The sequence below is a fragment of the Myxococcaceae bacterium JPH2 genome, assembly GCA_016458225.1.
In the GTDB taxonomy this organism is placed as follows: domain Bacteria; phylum Myxococcota; class Myxococcia; order Myxococcales; family Myxococcaceae; genus Citreicoccus.
This window is the reverse complement of record JAEMGR010000006.1, coordinates 1-26,526: the sequence shown is the minus strand read 5'-3', so window position 1 is coordinate 26,526 and position 26,526 is coordinate 1. Positions and strand designations below refer to the sequence as shown.

Below are 26,526 nucleotides of genomic sequence, written 5' to 3'. Positions count from 1 at the left end.
GACACGGCCCGGAATGAAAACTTCCGGGCCGTGAAAGGACTCACGCGGGCGTCACATGCCCATGGGGTCCATGCCGAGAATCAACGAGCCGTTGTTCGTGTACAGGTTCCAGCTCTGGTTGATACCGCCCCAGCTGGCGATGGTCAGCCACCAGGTCTTCTTGAAGATCCAGAAGCCAATCCGGACATACAGCTTCAGGGTGCCGGACAGGGCGTTCAGGTTCAGGGTGGCCTTCAGGGTCCAATCCAGCGAGTAGAAGGGCCAGAACAGCTCGGCGAAGGCAGGCAGGTTGATGTTGATGAGGGTCAGGCTGCCCTCGACACCAAAGCCCGCGATGATGATGTCCACGCCCGCGGAGGCGGTGACGTTCGCCCAGCCGCCCGGGGTGGCGGTCAGACGGGCCACGGTGGGGCCAATCTGGCCCGTGACGGTCAGCTTCACGCCGCCGCTGACGGACGCCGCGACGCGCACGGGAACGGGGCCGACCATGAACGTCTTCGAGGCGGAGAAGAACGTGCGGCTCCAGTTGATGGGGGTGATTTCGAAGCTGTAGAAGAGGTTGCCGGACCAGATCTGCTGGCCCATGGCGTACACCTTCGCGGTGCCGCTGTTGTTGCCGCCCTGCTGGCCGGAAATCTCAGCGCGCCCTCGGACAATCTCCTTCTGGAAGCTGAACGCGGTGGCCGTCACCTTGCCTTCGGCATAGGCCTCCACGCGCTTCTCACCCACGCCCGTGGACGGCGTGGCCGTCATGGACGCGTCGATGACATAGCCCGCGCCGAACAGGCTGTTGCCGAAGCCCTCGTTGCGGAAGTAGCTCTTGGTGAACGGCTGGTTGCCCGTGGGCAGCGACGCGCTGTCGTTGGTGACCGTCACCGCCGGCTGCACGTTCTGCGTGTTGGCCTCGGGGATGACCCCTTGGTCAATCGTGATGTTCGGCTTGCCATCCGCCGGGTCGGTGCCCAGCGTGCCGTGGGTCAGCGCGACCTCCTGGTTGATGATGAGCTGCTGCTCGCTCGTCGTGTAGTTGGGCGAGAACGGGTACGACGACTTCCAGGGATAATTGTTGTCCAGCTGGTAGCCGGACGGATACGTCGTCGCCGGAAACGCGCCGGTGTCCACCGTATAGACAACCGGATCGGAATACGACGGCACCTGCGCCAGCGCGACTTGAGGAACCACGACGGCACAGACCGCCGCGGCGACGCCGGATAACAGACGCAACTTATGCATGGGACCCCCTCCTGCTTGGTTTTGTCTCCGCTTACATCGAAAAACGCGGAAACAAAGATCGTCATACTTTCGCCTTGCATGGGGTGTCAATTCGATTTCACTAATAGTATGTCAGTTTTATGGCGCTCCTGACAGATTTTTAAACCCTGACCGGGGCCTTCTCCTGTCATGACACCCCGCAAAAACTCGCATGAATCTTTCGGGACACACTAGGCGTGAGGCCGGCGAGCATGCTAGCGATTGGGGCATGCGCATGCCCTGGAAGCGTCATCACAGCCTCCTGCTGTTGCTCGCCGTGGTGCTGGGAATCGTGGGCTGGTGGGGAGCGAGCCGCGCGGGCGATGAGTCCGGACCCTCGCCCGTGGCGGAGACCCGGCCCACCGCTCGGCCGCCGCGGCCCGCGGCCTCGCTGGATGAGCCCGAGCCCACGCGGACGCCCGACGGCACGCGTGCGTGGGTGCCAGGCCAGCAGTTCCGCTACGCGGTGGACACCACGCAGCAGGTGACGTTCGTGGCCTCGCAGCCAGGCGCGCAGGTGCCGCCGGGGATGCGCTTCCACGTGCAGGGCGAGTGGCGCGTGGGCATCACCGGCGCGCGCGACACGGAGGTCGAGGCGCGGGCCGCGCTGCTGCTCACGGACCTGTCGGTGACGGTGGAGGGGCGGGACGCGCTGGAGCCGCAGATGCGCGCCGCGCTGACGGCGAGCCTCACGCTGCCCATCTTCCTGACGATGGAGCGCACGGGCGCCGTGCGGACCGTCCACGTGGAGCCGGGGCTGGACGTGCTCGCGCAGGGCATCCTGCGCTCGGTGGTGGCCTCCACGCAGTTCGTGGTGGCCGGCGCTCCGCGCGACGCCTGGGAGAGTGACGAGCAGGACGCGACGGGGCTCTACCGCGCCGCGTACCGCCGGCTCGAGGCGAAGCGCTATGAGAAGACGAAGCGGGGCTATACGCACGTGGCCACGTCGCAGGGACTCCAAGAAGTGGACGCGAGCAAGCTGCGCCTGGACGCGCGCACCCGCGCCGTCATCGACGTGGGCGAGGACGTGTGGCCCGAGCTGCTGGAGGGTGACGAGCAGCTCGGCGTGGACGCGGGCGACGGCATGCCCAAGGTGAGCCACTCGCTGCACGTGAGCCTGAAGCTGCTGGAGCGCGGGCGGGACTCGACGCTGGTGGGCCTGCTGGACCGGGAGCGCTCGCGACTGACCGCGATGCCGCTCGCCAGCTTCCAGGCCGCGCCGCAGGACCCCAAGGAGCAGTACCGCCGGCTGCTCGCGGGCAAGCGCTTCGACGACCTGGTGAAGGACCTGCGCTCGCTGCCCAAGGACGAGAAGGAGCGCGACGACGCGCGCACGCACGCGCTGGAGCAGCTGCGCGCCCTGTTCCTCCTGGAGCCCCAGGAGGCAGGCAAGGTGCCCGGCCTCCTGCACGAGGGGATGGATCCCCTGGCGGCCAGCCCGATGCTGGGCGCGCTCTCCGCGGCGAGCACCCCCGAGGCGCTGAGCGCGCTGTCCAAGGTGGTGGATGACGCCGCCGTGGGCGTGCCGGTGCGCACGGACGCGGTGGCCGCGCTCGGCATGGCGGAGACGCCCTCCACCGAGGGCATCCAGGCGCTGAGGGACCTGGGCAACGACACGCACCCGGAGCTGCGCGACACGGCGGCGCTGGCGCTGGGCAACTCCGCCTACCAGCTCCGGGACGAGGACGCGCACGGCGCGGAGGCCCTCTCACGCGAGCTGGGCACGCGCTTCCACGCGGCGAAGACGCCCGAGGACCAGGCGCTCCTCCTGCGCGCGCTGGGCAACACGCGCGACCCGGGCGCGCTGACCACGATTCGCGAGGCGCTGGCCTCGCCCTCCGTCCCGGTGCGGCAGGCGGCCGTGGAGGCGCTGCGGCTGGTCCCCGAGGCGGAAGCCGACCGGCTGCTCGCCTCACGGATGCTGGAGGACCCCTCGCCCGATGTGCGCAAGAGCGCCGTGTTCGCCGCGAGCTTCCGCGCCCTGCCCCCCTTGCTGCCCACGCTGGGGACGGTGCTCCAGCGAGACAGCGCGGACGCGGTGCGCGCCGAGGTCGTCGGCCTCCTGGGCGCCAACCTGGGCGCGCTGCCGCAGGGGCTCCCCTTGCTCACGTGGACGAGCCAGCACGACTCCAACCCCAACATCCGCCAGTCCGCGCTCGGATTCCTGGGGGCGCTGGCCACCGCGCCGCATCCCTGACGCTTCTGTCACGAGCGGGCACGCGGGAGCTGCGTTAGAACGAAGCCCCGTGTCCGCTCCCTCATCGCCGCGCTTCGCCTCGTTCCGGGCCTTCTCGCACCGCGACTACGCGGCCATCTGGACGGGCACCCTGGTGTCCAACATCGGCACGTGGATGGAGTCCATCGCGCTGGGCGTCCACGTCACGCAGGTGACGGGCGAGGCGGCCTGGACAGGCGCGGTCGCGTCGCTGACGTACCTGCCCTCCCTCGTGTTGTCCCCGCTGGGCGGCGTGCTGGCGGACCGGTTCGATCGACGCGCGTTCCTCGCGGTGTGCGTGGGCGCCCAGGCGCTGCTGGCCGGACTGCTCGCGGCGCTGGCCTACACGGACCACCTCACCGTGCCGGCCATCGCGCTCATCTCGCTGCTCAACGGCAGCCTCAACAGCGTCGTCATCCCCGCGGCCACGGGCCTCATCGCCGCCGTCGTCCCCGCCGAGGACCTGCACAGCGCGCTGAGCCTGGACTCGGCGCAGTTCAACCTGGGCCGCATCGTGGGGCCCGCGCTGGCGGCGCTGGTGCTGTCCATGGGCGGCATCACCTGGGCGCTGCTCATCAACGCGGTGTCCTTCGGCGCGGTGCTGCTGGCCATGACGCGCGTGCGCGGCGGCGCGCTCCCCCCGACGACGCGGCGCGAGCCCTTGTGGCGAGGGATGGCGGACGGCGCGCGACTGGCCTGGGAGGACCCCGGCATCTTCCTCGCGCTGCTCGCGGTGCTGGGCGTGGGCCTGCTCATCACCCCGTTCATCGGGCTGGTGCCCGTCTTCGCGCTGCGCGTGCTGAACCTGGGTCACTCGGCCACCGCGTTGCTCGTGACGGCGCAGGGCACGGGCGCGGTCATCGCGGCCTTCCTCGCGAGCGCGGCGGCGCGGCGCTTCGGGCAGCGACGACTCCTGGAGGGAGCGCTCGTGGTGCTGGGGCCGGCGACCGCGCTCTACTGGCTGTCCCCCACCCTGCCCGTGGCGACGGCGGCCCTGTTCGTCCTGGGCGCGGTGTACTTGCTGACGTTCAGCGGATTGAAGACGGTGTGCCAGGCGCGCGCGCCCCTCGCGCTCCAGGCGCGCATCAGCAGCCTGTTCACCGTGTTCATCAACCTGGGCTACACGGTGGGCGTCGCCGGGCAGGCGGAGCTGTCGGACCGGCTGGGCGTGCGCATCGTCACCGCCACCGCGGCGCTCGCGTTCTTCGTCCTGGTGCTGACCACGCGCGCCCTGCGCCCGCGGGGCCTTGCGGCCCTGGGCACCTGAGCTTCCGCGGCCTACGGCGCTCCCTTCGTGGGCAGCAGGGCCAGCACGCGGGTCAGCACCGCCACGCCCTCCTCGTACTCGGGCACGGTGATGTGCTCGTGGGGCGTGTGGTCCAGCGAGGAGTCACCGGGGCCGTACGCCACGATGGGGACGTTCCACGCGGACGCCACGGTGTTCCAATCCGAAGTGCCCGTCTTCAGTCGCAGCGTGGGCCGGGCGTTGCGCTCGCGAATGGCCTGCTTGAAGGCGCGCAACAGCGCATCCTGGCCCGCCGTGGAGACCGCGGCCTTGCGCGACACCGTCCGCACGGTGACCGAGGGCACCTCCCCCAACAGGGCCAGGAGCTGCTCCACGTCGGTGGACGGCCCGGTGCGGATGCTGACCGCGGCGGTGGCCCACTCCTCCTCGTCGGTGGCCCCGGTGTGGAAGGCGTTCAGCGAGGGCAGGTGCTGCTCGAACAGCGACGTGCGCTCGCGGTTCCAGGTGTCGCACGCGCGCTTGAGCAGGTTCCAGGCGTCCACCACGTGCTCGGCGGACGCGCGGTAGTCGCGGCTGGCCGTGTGCCTCCGCGCCGCGCGGTGCTCCAGGTCCAGGCGCAACAGGCCCTTGTAGCCAATGGTCACCGCGTGCGCGCCGCTCGGCTCGCCGTTGATGACGTAGTCCGGTGCGTAGCGCTCCTTCACGTGGAAGGCGCCTCGGGTGATGGCCACCTCCTCCTCCACGCAGCCCAGGAGCAGGAACTTCTTCCCCTCGCGCGCGGCGGGCGTCAGCGCCTCCACCGCCTCGACGAACGCGGCGATGGCGCCCTTCGCGTCCACCGCGCCCCGGCCATAGAGCGTGTCGCCCTCCATGCGGACGGGCACCTCTCCGGGCACGGTGTCGATGTGTCCGAGGAGCGCGATGACGGTGTCGCCGTCGCCGTGGCTCGCGATGGCGTTGCCCACCTCGTCGGTGTGCGCGCGCCAGCCCTGTCGCCCCAGCCGTTCCACCAAGGCGCGCGAGAAGGCCTGCTCGTGGTGACTGGGGCTGTACTGCTCGACCATCCACCGCAACAACGCGATGTCCGGCTCACGCGCCTGCATCCGCCGCCGCCTTTCCTGGCTGGGTGAAGCGCGTGCCCCGAAGTCCCTCCAGCGCGGAGAACACGGGCCGCTCCGCGCACGAGGCGCTGACATGCACCGAGGGCACTCCCCCCTCCAGCGCGCGCGCCGCCGCCTCCAACTTGTACCGCATGCGCCCACGGGCCAGCCGCATGCTGGCGCGCGCATCGTCACTCTCGCGAACCAGCGTCGAGGGATCCGCGGGGTCCGCCAGGAGCCCCGGCACGTTGGACAACATCACCAATGCCCGCGCCCCCAGCCCCACCGCGAGCGCGGCGGCCACCTGATCCGCGTCCACGTTCACCAGCACCTGGTCCGCCGTGACGGCGGGCGGGCAGATGACAGGCACCTGCCCCACCGAGAACAACGCGTCGAGCAGCGCGACGTTGATGGCCGTCACCTCTCCGGCCAGATGCTCCCGGTCGATGCGCACGCGCCCGCCCTCCTGGAGCTTCAGCGGCGCGCGTCGCTTCGCGGTCAGCACGCGGCCATCCGCGCCGCACAGCCCCACGGCGGACACGCCTCGGGCGAGCAGCGCGAGGACGACGGCTTTGTTCACCTCGCCCACCCACGCCATGGTGAGCGCGCGCAGGGTGGGCGCGTCGGTGAGGCGCACGACGTTGCCGCTCACCGTGGTCGCCTCGCGGCGCGCGAGCCCCAGCGACGACAAGAGCCGCTCGCCCGCGTCCGAGCCACCGTTGACGACGACCACGCGCACGCCCTGCCGCGTCAGCTCGGCGATGTCCTCGCAGGCGCCGTCCAGGTCCACGCCCGCGGCCCCGCCAATCTTCACCACCACGGGAGGACCCGCGAGACCGACGGACGCGGTGCTCATCCCACCACGCTCGCGCCGCCATCCACGAGCTGCACCGTGCCCGTGATGAAGGACGCGCGCTCGCTGGCGAGGAACACGGCCGCGGCGGCGAACTCGTCCGCGCGCCCCACCCGCTTCATGGGGATGTGCGCGGCCATGGCGCGCAGCCCCGCGTCCACGTCCCCCGAGGCCCCCGCGGTGCGCTCCACCGGCGGCGTGCGCGTGTAGCCGGGGGCCAGCACGTTGACGGTGATGCCCGAGTCGCCCAGCTCCTGCACCAGCGCCTGGGCGAACGCGACGATGCCCGAGCGCGCGAAGCCCGACAGCGCGAAGCGGGCCACCGGACGCACCACCGTCTCGGAGGTGATGAAGAGCAGGCGCCCCCATCCGGCCCGCTTCATGTACGGCAGCGCCGCGAGCGCCAGCCCGATGGGCGGCAAGAGCACCGCGTTCGTGGCGTCGCGGTAGTCGTCCACGTCGAAGCCCGTGGCGGGCCCCGGCGGAGGTCCTCCGCTGTTCGTCACCACGATGTGCGGACCGCCCAGCTTGGCGGACACCTGCTCCACCCAGCGGCGCATGGCCGCCGCGTCCCGGACATCCACGGGAGAGGCGAGCACGCGACCGCGGCCCACCGCGTTGAGCATGCGCTCGGCGCGCGCGAGGCGCTCGGGGTCACGCGCCGCGATGGCCACGTGCGCGCCTTCCTTCACCAGCTCCTCGGCCACCGCGAGCCCCAGACCGCTGGAGCCTCCGGCGACGAGCGCGACCTTATTGGCGAGTCCCAGTTCCAAGCACGTCCCTCCTGGAGTCGGCGACCGGGGCGGTGCCGGAGAAGTAGCCGTAGCGCGCCATCAGTGGCCAGGCCATGGCCAGGGTGGTGGCGCGAGCCGAGGCGGACAGCTCGCCTCGCCATGCGTCGTCCTCGCCGCGCAGCAACGTGGGCCCGCTGCGGAAGCGGTCCGGGTTGCCCGTGACGGTGTGATTCGTTCCCAGCACCACCGTGCGCCCATCCACCGGGTTGCGCGCGCGGTCCACGCCCATCAGGTCGAGCAGCGTGTCCACCGTGGCGCTCGGCGCGGCGATGAAGTCCTCGTAGCGCAGGAAGACGGACGCGCTCGGATGGCGGCGCGTCACTTCCTCGGAGGCGAGGTTGAAGCCCACCCAGTACGCGGTGCTGCGGGCCGCGGACATGGGGACGACGTACTGCTTCGTCTTCGTCCACGAGTGCGTCACCGCGCGCGGGTCCCGCACCAGATGCAGGTACAAGGGCCGGATGCCCTCCACGTGCGGCAGCAGCGCCGCCTCGGAGGGGAACTTGCCGCTGTCCACCAGCACCGTGCTGCCCGTCACGTCCGCGATGGCGCGGTAGGTGCGCGCGAGGAAGGCCGCGTGCTCGCGCAGCGGGGTGGACTCGCCCGCCTCGTCCAACACGCGCCACGTGTGCCGGGTGCGCACCGCGGCCTGCTGCCGCTTCACCACTTCCGCCGCGCGCTCAGGCCCCTCGAGGACGGCCTTCCAGATGGCGCAGTCCACCAGCTGCGTGCCGCAGCCGCACAACGTGTTGGAGCCGTGGCCGTAGGCGTTCTTCCAGAGGAAGCTCAGCTCGCCCACGTGGAAGGCGCCCGGCAGCTCGTTGAGCACGTTGCCGAGGATGGTGCTGCCGCTGCGGCACCACCCGGTGATGTAGAGGACCGTGAGCACGGGCGCGTCCGCCATCGTCACACCAACGAGGTGACGAAGAAGTGGGTGGGCAGGTGCACCGTGAGCGCCGTGTAGACCTCGCCATACGCGGCCAGTCCCTCGCGCGGGAAGATGCCGGGCGGAGGCTGCGCGAAGCGGATGACGGAGCGACCGCTGTCGAACAGCGTGGCCGCGGCGGTGAAGTCCCCCACGATGACCGTGCCCGGGTTCACCATGCGCGTGCGGCAGATGCGAACGCCCATGCTGGCCAGGTCCCCCAGGAGCCCGTTCTGGCCCACCAGGTGCGCGTAGAAGTCGAGCGAGTTGATGATGATGCCGTCCGCGGATCCGCCCATCTGCTCCACCTCGGCGCACGCCGACAGGAGCGAGGCCACCGGCGTCTTGCGCGGCGGCAGGCGGCGGATGCCCGGCGTCTCCAACAAGCCCCGCACGCGCTCGCCGCCCTTGCCGATGCACAGCGCCTGGTTCTCCGCCGTGTTGAGGCGCACGAGCAGGCGGAAGTCGATGAACTGCGCCAGCGCCTCGCGGTCCTCCAGCAGCGGCCGAGGCACTTGAATCCACGCGGTGGTGGGCTTCAGGGGCATCTGGTCCTGATGGAACTCGAAGGCCGCCTCGGGACGCAGCTCCACGTCCTCCACCTTCACGGTGGGCGCCGTGCGCGGGTGCGTCTCGTACCAGTAGGGCACGGGGTCCTTCTCCGCGCGCGCCACCTTGAACATGCCGCGCACGGCGATGCGCGGGCGGCGTTTGAAGCCGGGGAAGGCGTCGGTGATGGTCGTGTTGAACGAGACGGACGCCTGCGCTCCTTGCTGCTGGCACGCCTCCGCGAAGGCCCTGCCGGGAGACACGTCCGCCGTCGTGACAAGCGAGCTCATGGAATTCCTTTCCTAGAGGGGATGCAGCCCCCGGAAGCCGAGTCCCTCGGTCTCCGGACGCCCGAGCATGAGATTGAGCGCGTGCACCGCCGTGCCCGACGCGCCCTTCACCAGGTTGTCGATGGCGGCGTTGACCACGATGCGGCCGCGCTCGGCGTCCACGGACACGGCGAGGTCGCAGTGGTTGGTGCCCGCCAGCGGGCCCGGCTCCGGGAACGGCGACGCGGCGGAGTTGGGACGCAGCAGCCGCACGAACGGCTTGTCCCGGTAGGCCATGGCGAGCACGCGCGCCACCTCGGCCTCGTCCACGGGCCGCGATGCGAACGCGTGCACGGTGGCCAGGATGCCGCGCACGGACGGCACAGCGGTGGCGCTGAAGTGGACGGTGGGTCGCACGCCCGTCACGCGCGAGACGATGTCCTCCAGCTCCCCGGTGTGCCGGTGGCCCACGGGCCGGAAGCAGCGCAGCGCATTGGCCCGCTCCGGATGGTGCGAGGACCGGCCCGGCGAGGAGCCGCCGCCCGATGAGCCTGTCTTCGCGTCCACCACGACCTCGGGCTTCACCACGCCCGCGCGCACCAGCGGGATGAGGGCCAGGAGCCCCGCGTGCGCCATGCACCCGGGGATGCAGACGAAGCGCGCGCCGGCGAGCGACTCCCCCATCCACTCCGGCAGCCCATAGACGAACGTGGGCAGGCCTGGAGGTCGCGGGTTCTGCGGGTACCAGCGCGCATGTCCCTCGGCGTCCAGCCGGAAGTCCGCGCTCAGGTCCACCACGCGCTCGGCCAGCGGGGCCACGCGCTCCCAGCGCTGGAGCAGCTCGCCCGAGGGCAGGCAGCTCACCAGCACGTCGCACGGCTCCACCGCGTCATGGGGCGAGTAGCGCAGCGTGCTCATGCCCCGCAGGTGCGGATGCGGGAAGTCCAGCCGCTTGCCCGCGAACTGGCCCGAGGTCGCCTGCACCACCTCCACGGCCGGGTGGGCCAACAAGAGGCGCAGCACCTCGCCGCCCGTGTAGCCGGCCGCGCCCAGCACCGCCACGCGCGCCGTCATCGCCGGACTCCCAACACGTGCTCGGCGATGAGGTCCGGCAGCGGGATGCCCGTCAGCTCGATGCTCCGCCCGAACTCCACGCAGTGGTTCAGCTCGTTGACGTAGACCTCGCCCTCGCGCGTCTCCAGCAGGTCCACCGCGACGATGTCGCCACCCACCGCCGCCGCGGCCTCTTCCGCCAGCTTCGCGTGCGCGGCGGGGACCTCGTAGCGCTCCGGCACCGCGCCGCGCGCCGTGTTGGTGATCCAATGCTCGGAGCGCCGGCGCATGCCGCCCACCGCGCGCCCCATCACGTACACGCGCAAGTCATAGCCCGGCTTGTCGATGTACTGCTGCACGAGCGCCACGTGGTCCTGCGCGCCGCCCGTCCCGAAGCGCGTGGACAGGATGCCCTCGGCGGCGCTGCGCGAGTCGATGCGCGCCACCATGCGGCCCCACGAGCCCAGCACCGGCTTCGTCACCACCGGGTAGCCCCGCCGCTCAATCTCCGCGAGGCACGCCTCCTCATCGAAGGCCACGAACGACCACGGCTGCCGCACGCCGCGCGCCGCCAGCGCCGCGGACGTCAGGGCCTTGTCCCCGCAGGTGGAGATGGCCCGCGCGCTGTTGAGGACGCGTGCCCCCTTCACCTCCAGGAAGGTGGCCAGGTAGCGCGCCCGCGTGAAGGACATGCTGCGCATGAGCACCGTGTCGCTCTGCGACCAGGGCCGCTTGTCCAACGACAGCACCAGGTCCGCGTCCTGGTGCATGTGCACGACGCAGTCTCGCCGGCGGAGGGCGTCGTGAATCAGCCGCTCCTCGGCGCGCAGGCGCGTGTAGACGAGGTCGATCGTCGCCATGGGCCGACTACTCGCCCCAGTCTTCCTCGACCTCGGGCGCCTCGGCCAGACGCAGTGGATTGAGCCCCACCACCTCCAGCTCCGCGTCACAGCCTTCGCATGTGACGACCTCGCCCATCATCCGGTTCCCCCCCGGGACGTCCAGCGCACACAGGGGACATGGGCTGCCACCCAGGGCGTCCATCTGCTTTTGCGGCTGCATTCAACTCCTCCTCGTGACTGGTCCAACCGCCGCCATCCGGGGACGCGGCAGCGCGCTCAACACGCGCTCCGCCACCTGCGCCCCCTCCAAACCGTGTCCGGCCAGCAATGACTCGTGCGAGCCCGCCGTCGCGTCGTACCGGTCCTGAAGGCCCACGCGCACCACGCGCCGCCCCAGGCCCACCGCGCCCACCGTCTCGCAGACCGCTCCGCCCAGGCCGCCCAGGACGTTGTGCTCCTCCACCGTCACCAGCAGCCGCGTGCGCTCCGCCGTCTCCAGCACCGCCGCCTCGTCCAGCGGCTTGAGCGTGTGCACGTTCAGCACGCGCGACGACACACCGCGCGCTTCCAAGAGCCGCGCCGCGTCCAGCGCCACCGCCACGCCCACCTCGCCGTGCGCCAGGAGGCCCACGTCCTCGCCCTCGCGCAGGCACTGCGCGCGCCCCAGCTCGAAGGGACCGCGGGGCACGTCGTGCCGCGTGACGCGGTTGCGCCCCAGACGCAGGTACACCGGGCCGTCGTGCTGGAGCATCGCGCGCGTGGCCTGCACCGTCTCCAGCCCGTCCATGGGGGACACCACCGTCATCCCCGGCATGGCGCGGAGGATGGCCAGGTCCTCCACCGCGTGATGCGTGGGCCCGAAGAACGCGCCCGCCACGCCGCCGTAGTCGCACACGAGCTTCACGTTCGCGCGTCCGTACGCCATGCCCAGGCGCACCTGCTCACAGGCCCGCATCACCCCGAACGGCGCGAACGAGTGGGCGATCACCACGTGGCCCACGCGCGCCATGCCGCACGCCACGTCGATGAGCGTCGCCTCGCAGATGCCCAGGTTGAAGTAGCGGCCCGGGTGCCGCGACTCGAAGGGGTCCGCGCCGCCGCCCAGGTCCGCCTCGAGGAAGACGATGCGCGAGTCCAGCTCCGCGAAGCGCGCCGCCGCGTGACGGAAGACGAGCCGCGAGGCCAGCTCCGGGTGCTCGCGCAGCCACACCTCGGGCGTCTCCAGCAGGTCCGCGCCGGGCCGTGACGCCATGCTCATGACGCCTCCTCGCCCAGGGACGCGAGCGCCCGGCGCAGGTGCTCCGGTGAGAACACCGCGTAGTGCGGGCCCTTGCCGCGCAGCATGGGGACCCCCGCGCCCTTCTGCGTGTGAGCCACGAGCGCCCGAGGCCGCTCCCCCCCGGACTCGCGCAGCGCGGCGCCCAGCGCCGTCAGGTCGTGCCCGTCCACCTCGGAGGTGTGGAAGCCAAACGCCTCCAGCCGCCGCGCCAGCGAGGCCTGCGAGAGAATGGACTCGGTGGGCCCGTCGTTCTGTCCGCCGTTGCGATCCACCACGAGCGTCAGCGCGGAGAGCCGGTGGTGCGCGGCCACTTGCAGCGCTTCCCAGTTGGAGCCCTCGCCCATCTCTCCATCACCGCACACCACATAGGTCCGGTTGGGCTCGCCCTTGAGCTTGTGTCCCAGCGTGAGCCCCACGCCCAACCCCAGCCCATGTCCCAGGCTCCCGGTGGCGAACTCCACTCCGGGCACCGCCGCGTTGACGTGTCCGGTGTACGGGCTGCCCTCCGCGTTGTAGCGGCTCACCAGCTCCTCGGCGTCCAGGAAGCCGAACTCCGCCAGCGCCGCGTACATCCCCGCGGCCGCGTGGCCCTTGGACAGGATGAGGTGGTCTCGCTCCGGGGACAGGGGCGCGCGCGGATCCACCCGCATCACCTCCCCCAACAGCACCACCAGCAGCTCCACCACCGACAACGAGCCCCCGAGATGACAGCCCGACGGCGTGGCCGCCAGCCTCAGGATGAGCCGCCGGACCCGCCGGGCTCGCCGCTCCAATTGGGATGCATTCGCCGAGAGAGGAATCATGCCCGTTGCGTCGCTGGCGTCAGCCCTGGGTTCCGGCCGCGAGCTGGCACCCTAGGAAATCGCATCGTGTTACGTCAACGCGGATTTTCTCAATATTCGGATGTGCGAGAAAAACCTGCCTTTACCGGTGACAACACCATCACTACCGTGCCGCTTCCCGCGCCGCGATACGTCAATTCCTGCGAGGAGAATCCAGATGGGACAGCGCTTCCAGAACCCTGCGGCCCAGACGCACGGCGCCCTCTATCGGCAGAGGGGTTGGTGGCGTGACGCCACGATTGTGGATGACCTTCGGCGCGCCGTGCAATCCCATCCAGAGAAGACAGCAATCATTGCCGCACGGTATTTTTCCAAGGATGTGACACGTCTGACCTATGCGGACCTGAGCCGTTATATGGATCGGTTCGCGGGGGCGTTGCTGTCGCTGGGGGTGGGTCGCGAGGACATCGTCGCGGTGCAGCTCCCCAATGGGTGGCAGTTCTCCGCGCTGGCGCTGGCCTGCGCGCGCATGGGCGCGGTCATCGCGCCCATTCCTCCGGACTACCGACGGCGTGAGGTGGAGTTCATCCTCGGCCGCACCGAGGCGTCCGTGTACATCGGGCCGCAGGCCTGGGCGGGCTACACGCACCGCGACATGGCGCGGGAGATCGCGGGCGTGCTGCCCTCGCTGCGGCACCGGGTGCTCCTGGGCGCCGAGGGCCCATTGGGGCCGGGCGAGCTGGACTTCGACGCCACCTTCGTCGCGCGCGCCTGGGAGGAGGAGCGCCCGGCCGCCGAGCTGGACGCACGCGAGGCCCACGCGGACGAGGTCTGCAACGTCCTCTACACGTCCGGCACCACGGGCGAGCCCAAGGGCGTCATCCACTCCCACAACACCAACTACGGCATCACCCGGGCGCTGGGAGAAACCCTGTCACTGACGGGCGAGGACGTCTTCTGCCTCCCGTCCCTGCTCACCGCCTCCACGGGCTTCACCTATCTGTTCCAGCTCCCCGTGCAGCTCGGCGCGACCGCCGTCTACATGGACGTGGGTGACCCCGAGCTGACGCTCAAGCTCATCGAGGAGCACCGCGTCACCTTCTCCTATGGCATTCCGACCTACCTGATGAATGTCATCGCGACGCAGCGCAAGCGCCCGCGCGACACCTCCTCGTTGCGAAAGCTGGCCACGGGCTCCATCCCCGTTCCGCCCCACCTCATCGCGACCGTGAGGGAAATGTTCGGCATTCAACTGCACACATTGTGGGGGATGACGGAGAATGGCGCCGTCACCATCACCCGCCAGGACGACCCGCCAGACTGGCCCGCCCACAGCGACGGCCGCGCGGTGGAGTGGATGGATGTCAGGATTGCCCCCGCCGTGGCCGAGGATGGGACGCCCTATCCAGACGGCACCGGCCGCCTGTTGGTGCGCGGCGCCAGCCAGTGTCTGAGCTATTTCAAGCGTGACGACATCTATGCCGCCAGTGTGGACGCCGAAGGCTGGTTCGACACCGGAGACCTGGCGCGCGACGACGGCCGAGGCGGCATCCGCATCGTCGGCCGGCTCAAGGACGTCATCTTTCGATATGGCTATAAGATTCCCGTCGTGGAAGTGGAATCCGCGCTGTATTCCCATCCCAAGGTGAAGGAAGTCGCGGTCGTCGCGCACTCGGATGACAAGATTGGCGGCGAGCGTGTCTGTGCCGTCGTCGTGACGCGCGAGGGCGAGGGCACGCCCACCCTGGACGAGCTGCGCCAGCACCTGAAGCAGCAGGGCATGTCCAATCAGTACTGGCCAGACCGCCTGGAACTCGTCGACGCGATGCCCAAGACGGCCACCGGCAAGGTGCGCAAGCACCTCTTGCGTGAGCAGCTCAATTCGCGCGCGCGTTAGGACAAAACGACATTCAAAGACATCCTGTTAAGGTTCGGCGGGCGCCATGACCCTCTCATTCCCCTCCGAGCCACGGGACGTGAAGGATTCCGATGGGACACGGACGCGCGCCGTGCGCTCGCGGCGGGCCCCTCCCCTGGCGGTGATTGCGCGCGAGGGGCCGCTGCGCCAGTCCTTCGCGCAAGAGCGTCTGTGGTTCCTCTCCCGGCTGGACGCGGGAGGCTTCTCCTACAACATCGCGTTCTTCGCGCGGCTGGTGGGGCCGCTGGACGCGGACGCGCTGGAGCGAGCGCTGCGCGCGCTGTGTCTGCGCCACGAGTCGCTGCGCACCACGTTCGGTGAGGAGGGCGGTCAGCCCGTGCAGCGCGTGGCCCCCGTTCCGGACACGGTGCTCGTCACGGAGGCGCTGGCCGACGGCGCGGGCCCCGAGGCCCTGCGCGAGCGCGCCGAGCAGGAGGCCCGACGCCCCTTCGACCTGGAGCGAGGCCCGGTGTTCCGCGCCACGCTCGTGCGCCTCGCGCCCCACGAACACGCGCTGCTCTTGAGCCAGCATCACATCGTGGGCGATGCGTGGTCCCTGGGTGTGCTCGCCCGGGAGCTGGCGGCGCTCTACGGCGCGTTCACCCAAGGCGCCGAGCCGCGACTCCCGCCGCTGACGGTGCAGTACGCGGACTATGCGCGATGGCAGCGCGACTGGCTGGAGGCCGGCGCGCGGGATGAACAGCTGTCCTGGTGGATTGACCGACTGGCCGGCGTGCCTCCCGTGCTCGCGCTCCCCACGGACCGTCCGCGCCCTCCGGTGCAGACCTTCCGTGGGGCGAGCTTCCGCACACAGCTTCCCCTGGGACTCACCGAGGCCATCCATCGGTGCGCCCGCGCGGAGGGCGTCACGCTGTTCATGACGCTGCTCGCGACCTTCCAGGTGCTGCTGTCGCGCTACAGCGGGCAGGAGGACATCATCGTCGGCTCGCCCATCTCCGGCCGCGTGCGCCGCGAGTTGGAGGGCCTCATCGGCTTCTTCGTCAACACGCTGCCGCTGCACGCCCGCGTCGCGCCACAAGACACCTTCCGCACGCTGCTCGGCCGCGTGCGCGAGCACTGCCTCGGCGCGTTCGCCCACCAGGACGTGCCCTTCGAGCACATCGTGGACGCGGTGCAGCCCGCGCGCGACCTGAGCCGCACTCCGCTCTTCCAAGCGATGCTCGCGGTGCAGCTCGGCTTCCCGGAGCTGACGCTGCCCGGGCTCTCCTCGGAGGAGCTGGACTTCGAGCCGGGCTTCGCCAAGTTCGACCTCACCCTCTTCATGCGCGAGACGCCGCAGGGGCTGGTGAGCTTCTGGGAGTTCAACACCGCCCTCTTCGACGAGGACACGGTGCGCCGCATGGCGGCCAACCACGCGCGGCTCTTGGAGGCCGTGGTCTCCCACCCCGAGGCACGGCTGGGGACGCTGCCCCTCTTGTCGGACGCCGAGCGGCATCGGCTCCTCGTCGAGTGGGCTTCGCGGCGCGACGACTCGTTCGCCCCGGACCTCATCCACCACTGGGTCCAGGAGCAGGTCCTCCGCACACCGCACGCCGAGGCCGTCACGGACGGCGCGCACGCGCTCACCTACGCGCAGCTCGACGCGCGCGCCAACCAGCTCGCGTGGCACCTGCGGGCGCTGGGCGTTCCACCGCTGGGCACCGTGGGGCTCTGCCTGGAGCGGGCCAGCCTGGACATGCCCGTCGCGGTGCTCGCGACGATGAAGGCGGGCGCCGCGTTCCTTCCGTTGGATCCCAGCCTCCCCGCGGAGCGGCTCGCGCTGATGTTGGAGGACACCGGCGCGCCCGTGGTGCTCGCACACGCGGGGCCCGCGCGCGCCCTGCCCGCGTCCCTGTCGGCTCGAGTGGTCCGCATGGAGCGGGCGGCCGAGGAGATCGCCGCACGGCCCGCGCGCACTCCGGGCGTGGACCTCTCCCCCGAGGCGCCCTGCTACTTCGTCTACACGTCCGGCAGCACCGGCCGCCCCAAGGGCATCGTGATGTCCCACCGCGCGGTGGGGAACATGCTGGGCTGGCTCATCCAACGCGCGGTCAACCCCACCGCCACCACGCTCCAGTTCGCCTCGCTCAACTTCGATGTCTCCTTCCAGGAGATGTTCGGCACCTGGTGCCTGGGTGGCCGGGTGTTGCTCGTCTCCAACGAGACGCGGCGAGATCCAACGGCCCTGCTCCACCACCTGCTCCGCCACGGCGTGGAGCGACTCTTCCTGCCCTTCGTCGCGCTGCAGTCGCTCGCCGATGCCGCGCTGGGCGAGGAGCGCCTGCCTCCCCTCAACGAGGTCATCACCGCGGGCGAGCAGCTCCAGGTGACGCCCGCGCTCGTGGCGCTCTTCGAGCGGCTCCCGGGCTGCGTGCTGGAGAACGAGTACGGCCCCTCCGAGGCGCACGTCGTCACCGCCTGGCGGGCCCGAGGCGCGCCGAGCACGTGGCCCACGCTGCCCCCCATCGGCGAGCCCATCCCCAACCTCCAGGTGTTGGTGCTCGATGACCACGGGCAGCTCAGCCCCATCGGCGTCCCCGGAGAGGTGCACGTCGGAGGCGCCAGCCTCGCCCACGGCTATCACGGGCGGCCGGACCGCACCGCCGACCGCTTCATCCCCTCGCGCTTCGGCACCACGCCGGGCGCGCGGCTGTACCGCACGGGAGACCAGGCCCGCTGGCTCGCGGACGGCACGCTGGAGTTCCTTGGCCGCCGCGATGGACAGGTGAAGCTGCGAGGCTTCCGCATCGAGCTGGGCGAGGTGGAGGCCGCGCTGCGCGCCCAACCGGGCGTGAAGGACGCCATCGTCGTGGTGCGCGAGGACTCACCAGCGGGCTCGCCCGCGGACTCGCCCAAAGAGCGCCGACTCGTGGGCTACGTCGTCCTGCCCGCGTCCGCATGGGAGCCCGAGTCCCTGCGCGATGCGCTCGCGCGGCGCCTGCCCGAGTACATGCTGCCCTCGGCCCTGGTGCGCTTGGAGTCCCTGCCGCTCATGCCCACCGGCAAGGTGGACCGCAAGGGCCTGCCCGTGCCGGATCCAAGCCAGTCGCTCGGGGGCGCGCACGTCGCGCCTCGCACGGAGCTGGAGCAGCGGCTCGTGCAGGTGTGGGAAGAGGTGCTGGCGACAAGGCCCATCGGCGTGACGGACTCGTTCTTCGCCCTGGGCGGCCACTCGCTGTCCGCCCTGCGCCTGCTGTCGCGCGTCCGGGGACTGACGGGCCGCGCGCTGCCGGTGGCCACCCTTTTCGAGCACCCCACCGTCGAGAAGCTCGCCGAGCACTTGCGGCAGGACACGCGCGACGCGTCTCCGCTCGTGGAGCTGCGGGGCGGCGCGGCGCACCCGCCCTTCTTCTGCGTCCACCCCGTGGGCGGCACCGTGCTCAGCTACGCGGAGCTGGCGCGAGCGCTCGGCTCCGAGCGGCCCATCTACGGCCTCCAAGCGCGCGGCCTGGAGGGCGAGGCCGAACCGCTGCGAACGATTCCAGCCCTGGCCGAGCACTACCTCGCCGCCGTGCGCGCCCGTCAGCCGCACGGGCCCTATCTGCTCGGCGGTTGGTCCATGGGGGGCTCCATCGCGTGGGAGATGGCCTCGCGGCTCACGGGGCAAGGCGAGCAGGTCGCGCTGCTCGCGCTCATCGACACGTATGCCCGGCCCTTCGCCGAGGGACAGACGCCTGACCTGGAGCAGGAGCGCAGCCGCTTCGGCGCGCTCTTCTACGAGGACCTGCTGCGCGCCACCGGGCGCTCGCCCAGCGACACCGAGCCGCTCCAGTCCCTGCGCCACGTCTTCGAGACGAACCTCATGGCCGCGTGGACCTACGAGACGCCGCAGTACTCCGGCCCCGTGCTCTCGCTCGAATCCAGCGCGTCACCCCGTGTGCACGAGTGGGAGCGCGTGGCCACCGGCCCGCTGGAGGTCCACGTCATCCCGGGCGACCACTACTCCATCCTCCGCCCCGGGAACGTGGAGGTGCTCGCGGCGCATCTGCGCGCCGCCATTCAACGCGCCTTCCTCTCGCGGAATAAACGAGATAATTCTTAAATTCGCAACATTCAGATATCCGTGCACTCAAGGAGCAACCCGTGAGCACCGACAGCGTCCTCCGAACGTCCATGGAACAGAAGTTGGCTGACTACTGGCGCGAGTCGCTGGGAGTGGAGGTGGTGCGGCCGGCGGACCACTTCCTGGAGATCGGCGGCAACTCGTTGCTCGCCACCATGCTGGCCAACCGCATCGAGGACGAGCTGGGCGTGCAGGTCTCCATGGTGGACCTGTTCAACACGCTGGAGCACGTGGCCTCGCTCTGCGAGCAGCTCCTGCAGGAACAGGGCGGCGCGGCCCCCGCGGCCTGAAGCGCATGAGCGCGTGGGGTCCATCTCCCGCGCGCGCATGAACGTTCCTCTCCCCTCCTCTTCCTCATCCCGAGCCGCGCCATGAACGAGCACCCTGGGTCCCCGCTCCCGCGAGACACGCAGTCGGCTGGCACGCTCGCGCCGGCCGCGCCCCCACCCAAGCCCGCGCGTCGAGCGCCGCCCGTCGTCCCGGTGTCCCGCCAAGGCACGCTGCCGCTGTCGTTCGCGCAGCTCCGGCTGTGGTTCATCGATCAGCTCGCGCCGGGGAACTCCTCGTACAACGTCTCGTACTTCATGCGGCTCACGGGCCCGCTGGACGCGCCCGCGTTGGAGCGGGCCTTCGTCGCGTGGGTCCAGCGTCACGAGGCCCTGCGCACCCACTTCGAGGAGGTGGATGGCCGTCCCGAGCAGCGCATCGTGCCCCACCTGGACGTGGCGTTGCCCGTGGAGGCACTCGACACGACAGGGGCCGAGGACGAAGCCATCGCGCTGCGTCGGCTCGCCGAGGCGGAGGTCCGCCAGCCGTTCCAGTTGAAGCAGGGCCCGATGTTCCGCGCGCGGCTGATCCAACTGGCGCCGCAGGTGCACGCGCTGCTCTTCACGGTCCACCACATCATCTGCGACGTCTGGTCGCTGGGCCTGATGGAGCGAGAGCTGAAGTCACTCTACGTGGCGGCGCTCTCGGGCGCAGCGCCCACGCTGCCGCCGCTCACCGTGCAGTACGCGGACTATGTCGCGTGGCAGCGCGAGTGGATGCGCGGCGAAGTACTCGAAGGGCAGCTCGCGTGGTGGAAGGCGCAGCTCGCGGGCGCTCCTGCCTCGCTCGACCTGCCCACGGACCGGCCACGTCCACCGGTCCAATCCTCGCGCGGCGCGCGCTACCGCGTGGCCCTGCCCGCCGCGCTGTCCACCGACATCCAGACACTGAGCCGCAAGGAGGGAGTCACCTCCTTCATGACGCTGCTCGCGGGCTTCCAGGCCCTGCTCTCTCGCTACAGCGGCCAGTCGGACATCGTGGTGGGCACGCCCATCGCGGCGCGGAGCCGGCGCGAGCTGGAGGGCGTCTTCGGCTTCTTCGCCAACACGCTGGCGCTGCGCGTGGAGGTCGCTGGTGAGCAGGACTTCCGCACCCTCCTGGCGCAAGTGCGCAAGGTCTGCCTCGGGGCCTACGCGCATCCGGACGTGCCGCTGGAGCAACTGGTGGAGGCGCTCCAGCCCGTGCGAGACCTGAGCCGCACGCCGCTGTTCCAGGTCATGTTCATCCAGGAGAGCGGCGCGTCCGCGCTTCAGCTCCCGGGCGTGGCCGTGGAGGAGCTGGAGTTCGAGCCCGGGGTGTCGCGCTTCGACCTCGCCGTCTTCATGCGCGAGACGCCGGAGGGCATCCGGAGCTGGTGGGAGTACAACACCGACCTCTTCGACGAGGCGACGGTGGCGCGCATGGCCGCGCACTACGCCCGGCTGCTGGAGGGCGCGGTCGCGCAGCCGTCGCGTCCGCTGGCCTCCCTGTCGCTGCTCTCCGAGACGGAGCGTCACCGGCTGCTCGTCGAGTGGAATGACTCGGCGGTGTCCGTGCCTCCCGCGCTGGGCGCGCATGCCCTCTTCGAGGAGGCCGTGCGCCGCGCCCCGGAAGCCATCGCGGTCCGCTTCGAGGACGCCACCCTCACCTACGACGCGCTCAATCGGCGCGCCAACCAACTGGCACATCTGCTGCGCGAGCACGGCGTGGGCCCGGACGCGCCCGTCGCGCTGTGTGTCGAGCGCTCGCTCTCGCTGCCCATCGCGCTGCTCGCCATCCTCAAGGCCGGCGGCGCGTACTGCCCGCTCGACCCGGCCTATCCGCCCGAGCGACTGGCCCTCATGCTCCAGTCCTCGCGCGCGAAGCTGCTCCTCGCGCAGCGGCACCTGGAGCCCTCGCTCCCGCGCGACGTGGCGCCGGTGCTCCTCTTGGACGATGACACCCCAGGGCTCGCCGCGCAGCCGGACACCAACCCGGAGCCACGCTCGGGCCCGGATCACCTCGCCTACGTCATCTTCACCAGCGGCTCCACGGGCGTGCCCAAGGCCGTGGCCATGCCGCACCGCCAGCTCCTCAACCTCATCCACTGGCAGAACCTGCGCTCCACCGCGCCGCGCGCTCGGACGCTCCAGTTCTCCGCGCTCAGCTTCGACGTCTGCTTCCAGGAGCTGCTCCCCACGCTCGTGGCCGGAGGCGAGGTCGTCCTCCTCACCGACGACGTCCGCCGCGACACGCATGCGCTGCTGCACCTGCTGCGCGAGCGCGCCGTGGAGCGACTCTTCCTCCCCTTCGTCGCGCTCCAGCACCTCGCGGAGGTGAGCGCGGAGGAGGGGCTGCTGCCGGTGCACCTGCTCGAAATCAACACGGCTGGCGAGCAGCTCCGCCTCACGCCCGCGCTGCGCCGGATGCTGCGCGCGCTGCCCGCCTGCGCCCTGGACAATCACTACGGCCCCACCGAGACGCACGCCGGCACCGCCTTCATGCTGCGCGGCGCGCCCGAGACGTGGCCGGACCTGCCACCCATTGGCAAGCCCATCACCAACGCGCGCATCTACCTGCTCGACGCGTACCTCCAGCCCGTGCCCCTTGGAGTCCCGGGCGAGCTGTACATCGGCGGCAAGCAGCTCGCGCGCGGCTACCTCCACCGGCCCGACCTCACCTCCGAGCGCTTCCTCCCGGACTGCCATGCGCCCACGCCCGGCGAGCGCATGTACCGCACCGGCGACTTCGCCCGCTTCCTCCCCTCCGGTGACATCGAGTTCCTCGGCCGCCGCGACGCGCAGGTGAAGGTGCGCGGCTATCGCGTCGAGCTGCACGAAGTGGAGGCCGCCCTCTCCGCGATAGAGGGAGTCCAGGACGTGGCCGTCGTCGCCCGCGATGAGGCGGGCCTGGGCAAGCAGCTCTTCGCCTACGTCGTGCCGAAGCCCGGCGTCACGCTGGACGCCGCGACGCTGCGCTCCGCGCTCAAGGGCCGGCTGCCCGAGTACATGGTGCCCGCGGCCTTCACGACCCTGGCCACCTTCCCGCTCACGCCCAGCGGCAAGCTGGATCGCAAGGCGCTCCCCACGCCGGTCCTCGCCTCGGACGAGGAATCCTTCATCGCGCCGCGCACGCCAGTCGAGGCGGCCATCGCGTCGCTGTGGGCCACGCTGCTGCATCTGCCCCGCGTGGGCGTCAGCGACAACTTCTTCGAGCGCGGCGGGCACTCGCTGCTCGCCACGCAGGTGGTGTCACGCCTGCGCGCGCGCTTCCTCATCAACCTCCCGCTGCGCGCCCTCTTCGAGCACCCCACCGTCGAGGAGCTGGCCGACCACCTCCAGTCCCTGCTCGAACCCCAGAAGTCCTCCGCCGCGCTGCCGCACGCGCCCGCGCTCGTCGCGAAACCGCGCACAGGTCCGCTCCCGCTGTCCTTCGCGCAGCAGCGCCTCTGGTTCATCCACCAGTTCGACACCGCGTCGTTCGCCTACAACCTCCCGCTGTTCCTGAACCTGCGGGGCCCGCTGGACGCCAGTGCCCTGGAGCGAAGCTTCTCCGCGCTGATCCAGCGCCACGAGGCGCTGCGCACCACGTTCACCCAGGTGGACAGCCGCCCCGTCCAGGTCATCTCCCCCGTCGTCGACTTCGCCCTGACGTCGCGGCGCATCGACTCCTTGGACGAAGCGCTCCGGCTCGCGGAGGAAGAGGTCCGCCGCCCCTTCGACTTGCGCCAGGGCCCGCTCGTTCGCGCCTCGCTCCTCCAGGTCGAGCCGCACCACCATGTGCTGCTGGTGACCCTGCACCACGTCGTCTGTGATGGCTGGTCGCTCGATGTCCTCCAGCGCGAGCTGGCCGCCTTCTACTCCGCGTTCTCTCGAGGCCAGCCCGAGCCCGTCCTCCCCCCGCTGCCCGTCCAGTACGCCGACTTCTCGCGGTGGCAGCGCGAGTGGCTGACCGGCCCCGTCCTCGACTCGCTCCTCTCCAGTTGGAAGCAGCGCCTCGCCGGAGCGCCTCCCGCGCTGGAGCTGCCCACCGACCTGCCTCGCCCGCCCGTGCAGTCCTTCCGAGGCGCGCACCTGTCCGTCTCGCTCCCGCCCGCGCTGTCGGGCGCGCTGGATGCCCTGTGCCTCCAGCGCGGCGTCACGCCCTTCATGGCACTGCTCGCGTCCTTCCACGCGCTGCTCTCGCGCTACACGGGCCAGGACGACATCGTGGTGGGCGCGCCCATCGCCGGACGCACCCAGCCGGAGCTGGAGCCGCTCATCGGCTTCTTCGCCAACACCGTCCCGCTCCGGCTCCACCTGCCGAGCGGCACGACCTTCACGCAGTTGCTCGACCGCGCCCGCGACGCCTCCCTCTCCGCGTTCGCGCACCAGGAACTGCCCTTCGAGCAGCTCGTGGACGCGCTCGGACTGGAGCGAGACCTCAGCCGCACGCCGCTCTTCCAGGCGATGTTCGTGCTCCAGAACGCGGCCACCGCCACGCTGGAGCTGCCCGGCATCACCGCGTCGACGCTCGACGTGGAGACGGGGATGTCGAAGTTCGACCTCACCCTCTTCGCACAGCCGGCGCCCACGGGCCTGTCCTTCCTCTGGGAATACAACGTCGACCTGTTCACCCGCGCGACCCTCGAGCGGATGGCCGACCACCACGCGCGACTCCTCGCCAGCGCGCTCGCCCAACCCGACCGCCGCATCAGCGACCTGCCCTTGTTGTCCGAGGCCGAGCGCCACCAACTCCTGGTCGAGTGGAATCGCAACGAGGCGGACTTCCCGCGCGACGCCACGCTGCACGGCCTGGTGGAAGCCCAGGTGCGGCGCACGCCCGACGCGGTCGCCGTCATCAGCCCGGAGAAGCGCCTCACCTACCGCGAGTTGGACGCTCGGGCGAACCAGCTCGCGCATCGGCTGCGAGGCATGGGCGTGGGCCCGGAGGTGAGGGTCGGCCTGTGCGTGGAGCGCACGGCGGATATGGTGGTGGGCGTCCTCGGCATCCTCAAGGCGGGCGGCGCGTACGTCCCGCTCGACCCGAACTATCCCAAGGAGCGATTGGCGTGGCTGCTCCAGGACGCGCGAGGCCCCGCGCTGGTGGCGCACTCGCGCCTGTTGGCCACGCTGCCCGAGCACCCCGCGCCCGCCGTCTGCCTGGACACCGACCCCGAGCTGGCGCTCCAGCCCGAGCACGCGCCCGACGTGGAGGTGCTGCCGGAGAACCTCTCGTACCTCATCTACACCTCGGGCAGCACGGGCCGGCCCAAGGGCGTGGCCATCGCGCACCGCAACGCGGTGGCCGTCATCCAGTGGTCCCTCGACACCTATGACCGCGCCGCGCTGCAAGGCGTGCTCGCCTCCACCAGCCTGAACTTCGACATGTCGGTGTTCGAGCTGTTCGCGCCCCTGTCTTGCGGTGGCAGCGTGGTGGTGGCGCGCAATGCGTTGCACCTCGCGGAGCTGCCCGCGGCGAACGAGGTCACCCTCATCGACACGGTGCCCTCGGCGATGGCGCTGCTCGTCCAACAGGGCGCGGTGCCACCCCACGCGCACATCGTGAACCTGGGCGGCGAGGCCATCCCCGGCACGCTCGCGCGCCTCGTGTACAGCGTGCCCACGGTGCACAAGCTGTACAACCTCTACGGCCCTTCGGAGGACACCACCTTCTCCACGGTGTCGCTGGTGGGCGTGGAGCGAGAGCCCGACATCGGGCGACCGCTGTCCAACACGCGGGCCTATCTGCTCGATGCGCAGCTCCAGCCCGTGCCGGTGGGCGTGGTGGGCGAGCTGTACCTCGCGGGAGAAGGCACCACGCGCGGCTATCTCCTGCGGCCCGACCTGACCGCGGAGCGCTACATCCCCGCGCCCTACGGACCGCCGGGAAGCCGCATGTACCGCACGGGCGACCGCGTGAAGTACCGGGCCGACGGCGTGCTCGAGTACCTGGGCCGCGCCGACTTCCAGGTGAAGATCCGCGGCTTCCGCGTGGAGCTGGGAGAGATTGAGACCGCGCTGCGCGCCCACGACGCCGTGAAGGACGTGGTGGTCGTCGCGCTGGATGAGGGCGTGGGCAAGAAGCTGGTCGGCTACGTCGCGCCCAAGCCCGGGCACACGTTGGACGCGGGCGAGCTGAAGGCACGGCTGCGTCAGTCGCTGCCCGAGTACATGGTCCCCGGCGCCCTCGTCGTCCTGGACGCCCTGCCGCTCAACCCCAACGGCAAGGTGGACCGCAAGGCCCTGCCCGCGCCGGAGGCGGCACTCGACACGCGCGAGTTCGTGGCACCGCGCACGCCGCTGGAGCAGGTGGTCGCCGACATCTGGGCGCCTCTGCTGGGACTGCCGCGTCTGGGCGCGGAGGACAACTTCTTCGACCTGGGAGGCCACTCGCTCATGGCCACCCAAGCCGCCTCGCGCCTGCGTGAGACGCTGTCGCTCGACTTCCCCGTACGCCTCCTCTTCGAGGCCCGCACCGTCGAGACCCTCGCCACGCGACTGGAGGACGTGCGCCAGGAGAACCAGCCCGCGCGCCTGCCGCCGCTCGTGCCGATGACGCGAAGCCAGCGCTCACCGCAGTCCTTCGCGCAGCAGCGCCTGTGGTTCATCGCGCAGATCGACGCCACCGGCCACGCGTACCACGTCCCGATGTTCGCGCGACTGCGGGGCCCGGTCGACGACACCGCGCTGGAGAAGTCCATCGCCCTGCTCGTGCAGCGGCACGGCGTGCTGCGCACCGTCTTCACCGAGGAGGACGGACAGCCCCTGCAGCACGTCCTGCCCACCATGGCCGTCGCGCTGAAGCGGGAGACGTTGCGCGTCGCGGAGGGGCAGGATGTGCCCCAGGCCATCCGCGCCCGAGCCGAGCGAGAGATTCGCCAGCCGTTCGACCTGCGCCAGGGTCCGCTGCTCCGGGCCACGCTCGTCCGCGTGGACGACGAGGACCCTGTCCTCCTGCTCGCGTTCCACCACATCATCTTCGATGGCTGGTCCATCGACGTGTTCGCGAAGGAGCTGAGCGCCGCGTACGCCGCCTTCGCCAGCGGCTCGTCGCCCGCGCTCCCGCCGCTGCCCATCCAGTACGCGGACTTCGCCCAGTGGCAGCGCTCCTGGCTCCAGGG

General features: G+C 70.9%; 16 protein-coding genes. 5 read left to right on the top strand and 11 right to left on the bottom strand.

The window, feature by feature from the left end:
- Nucleotides 1-51: 51 nt before the first annotated feature.
- Nucleotides 52-1,233 carry a hypothetical protein gene (locus JGU66_12770; protein ID MBJ6761641.1) on the bottom strand — a complete coding sequence of 394 codons (1,182 nt, stop codon included), beginning with the start codon at nt 1,231-1,233 and terminating at the stop codon, nt 52-54.
- A 1,958-nt stretch (nt 1,234-3,191) separates the two neighbouring features.
- On the opposite strand from JGU66_12770, the gene JGU66_12765 reads away from it, so the two are divergent.
- A complete protein-coding gene (locus JGU66_12765; protein MBJ6761640.1) occupies nt 3,192-4,733 on the top strand; it encodes an MFS transporter in 1,542 nt (513 codons plus the stop codon).
- Nucleotides 4,734-4,744: 11 nt separating this feature from the next.
- Here the strand turns inward: JGU66_12765 and JGU66_12760 are convergent, their stop codons facing one another.
- Genes JGU66_12760 through JGU66_12715 form a run of 10 tightly spaced genes read right to left on the bottom strand, consistent with a single transcriptional unit; the run spans nt 4,745 to nt 13,179 of the window.
- Nucleotides 4,745-5,815 carry a M20/M25/M40 family metallo-hydrolase gene (locus JGU66_12760; protein MBJ6761639.1) on the bottom strand — a complete coding sequence of 357 codons (1,071 nt, stop codon included), beginning with the start codon at nt 5,813-5,815 and terminating at the stop codon, nt 4,745-4,747.
- Entirely contained in the window at nt 5,802-6,668 is an 867-nt protein-coding gene (locus JGU66_12755) for a [LysW]-aminoadipate kinase (protein MBJ6761638.1), read from the bottom strand. Before JGU66_12755 ends, JGU66_12760 begins: the two co-directional genes overlap by 14 nt.
- Nucleotides 6,665-7,438 (bottom strand): SDR family oxidoreductase, encoded by a 774-nt coding sequence (locus tag JGU66_12750; protein MBJ6761637.1) that lies wholly within the window; start codon nt 7,436-7,438, stop codon nt 6,665-6,667. Before JGU66_12750 ends, JGU66_12755 begins: the two co-directional genes overlap by 4 nt.
- A complete protein-coding gene (locus JGU66_12745) occupies nt 7,416-8,363 on the bottom strand; it encodes a sulfotransferase (protein ID MBJ6761636.1) in 948 nt (315 codons plus the stop codon). Before JGU66_12745 ends, JGU66_12750 begins: the two co-directional genes overlap by 23 nt.
- 2 nt (nt 8,364-8,365) lie before the next feature.
- Complete coding sequence (locus tag JGU66_12740) at nt 8,366-9,223, bottom strand: phage major capsid protein (protein ID MBJ6761635.1); 858 nt, start codon at nt 9,221-9,223, stop codon at nt 8,366-8,368.
- Between the two features lie 12 nt (nt 9,224-9,235).
- A complete protein-coding gene (argC, locus tag JGU66_12735; protein MBJ6761634.1) occupies nt 9,236-10,276 on the bottom strand; it encodes an N-acetyl-gamma-glutamyl-phosphate reductase in 1,041 nt (346 codons plus the stop codon).
- Nucleotides 10,273-11,115: a RimK family alpha-L-glutamate ligase gene (locus JGU66_12730; GenBank protein MBJ6761633.1), complete on the bottom strand. Its 843-nt coding sequence runs from the start codon at nt 11,113-11,115 to the stop codon at nt 10,273-10,275. Before JGU66_12730 ends, argC begins: the two co-directional genes overlap by 4 nt.
- Before the next feature lie 7 nt (nt 11,116-11,122).
- Nucleotides 11,123-11,317 carry a lysine biosynthesis protein LysW gene (gene lysW / locus JGU66_12725; protein MBJ6761632.1) on the bottom strand — a complete coding sequence of 65 codons (195 nt, stop codon included), beginning with the start codon at nt 11,315-11,317 and terminating at the stop codon, nt 11,123-11,125.
- Complete coding sequence (locus JGU66_12720; protein ID MBJ6761631.1) at nt 11,318-12,355, bottom strand: hypothetical protein; 1,038 nt, start codon at nt 12,353-12,355, stop codon at nt 11,318-11,320. It lies immediately after the preceding gene.
- Nucleotides 12,352-13,179, bottom strand: coding sequence for a transketolase (locus tag JGU66_12715; protein ID MBJ6761630.1), 828 nt, complete (start codon nt 13,177-13,179; stop codon nt 12,352-12,354). Before JGU66_12715 ends, JGU66_12720 begins: the two co-directional genes overlap by 4 nt.
- Before the next feature lie 196 nt (nt 13,180-13,375).
- On the opposite strand from JGU66_12715, the gene JGU66_12710 reads away from it, so the two are divergent.
- The 4 genes from JGU66_12710 to JGU66_12695 form a co-directional block, all read left to right on the top strand.
- Nucleotides 13,376-15,055: an AMP-binding protein gene (locus tag JGU66_12710; GenBank protein ID MBJ6761629.1), complete on the top strand. Its 1,680-nt coding sequence runs from the start codon at nt 13,376-13,378 to the stop codon at nt 15,053-15,055.
- A gap of 46 nt (nt 15,056-15,101) precedes the next feature.
- Nucleotides 15,102-19,118, top strand: a complete 4,017-nt coding sequence (locus JGU66_12705; protein ID MBJ6761628.1) for an amino acid adenylation domain-containing protein — start codon at nt 15,102-15,104, stop codon at nt 19,116-19,118.
- A 41-nt stretch (nt 19,119-19,159) separates the two neighbouring features.
- Complete coding sequence (locus tag JGU66_12700) at nt 19,160-19,429, top strand: hypothetical protein (protein MBJ6761627.1); 270 nt, start codon at nt 19,160-19,162, stop codon at nt 19,427-19,429.
- An 81-nt stretch (nt 19,430-19,510) separates the two neighbouring features.
- Nucleotides 19,511-26,526: amino acid adenylation domain-containing protein (locus tag JGU66_12695; GenBank protein ID MBJ6761626.1), on the top strand; the 7,016-nt coding region annotated here is incomplete at its 3' end.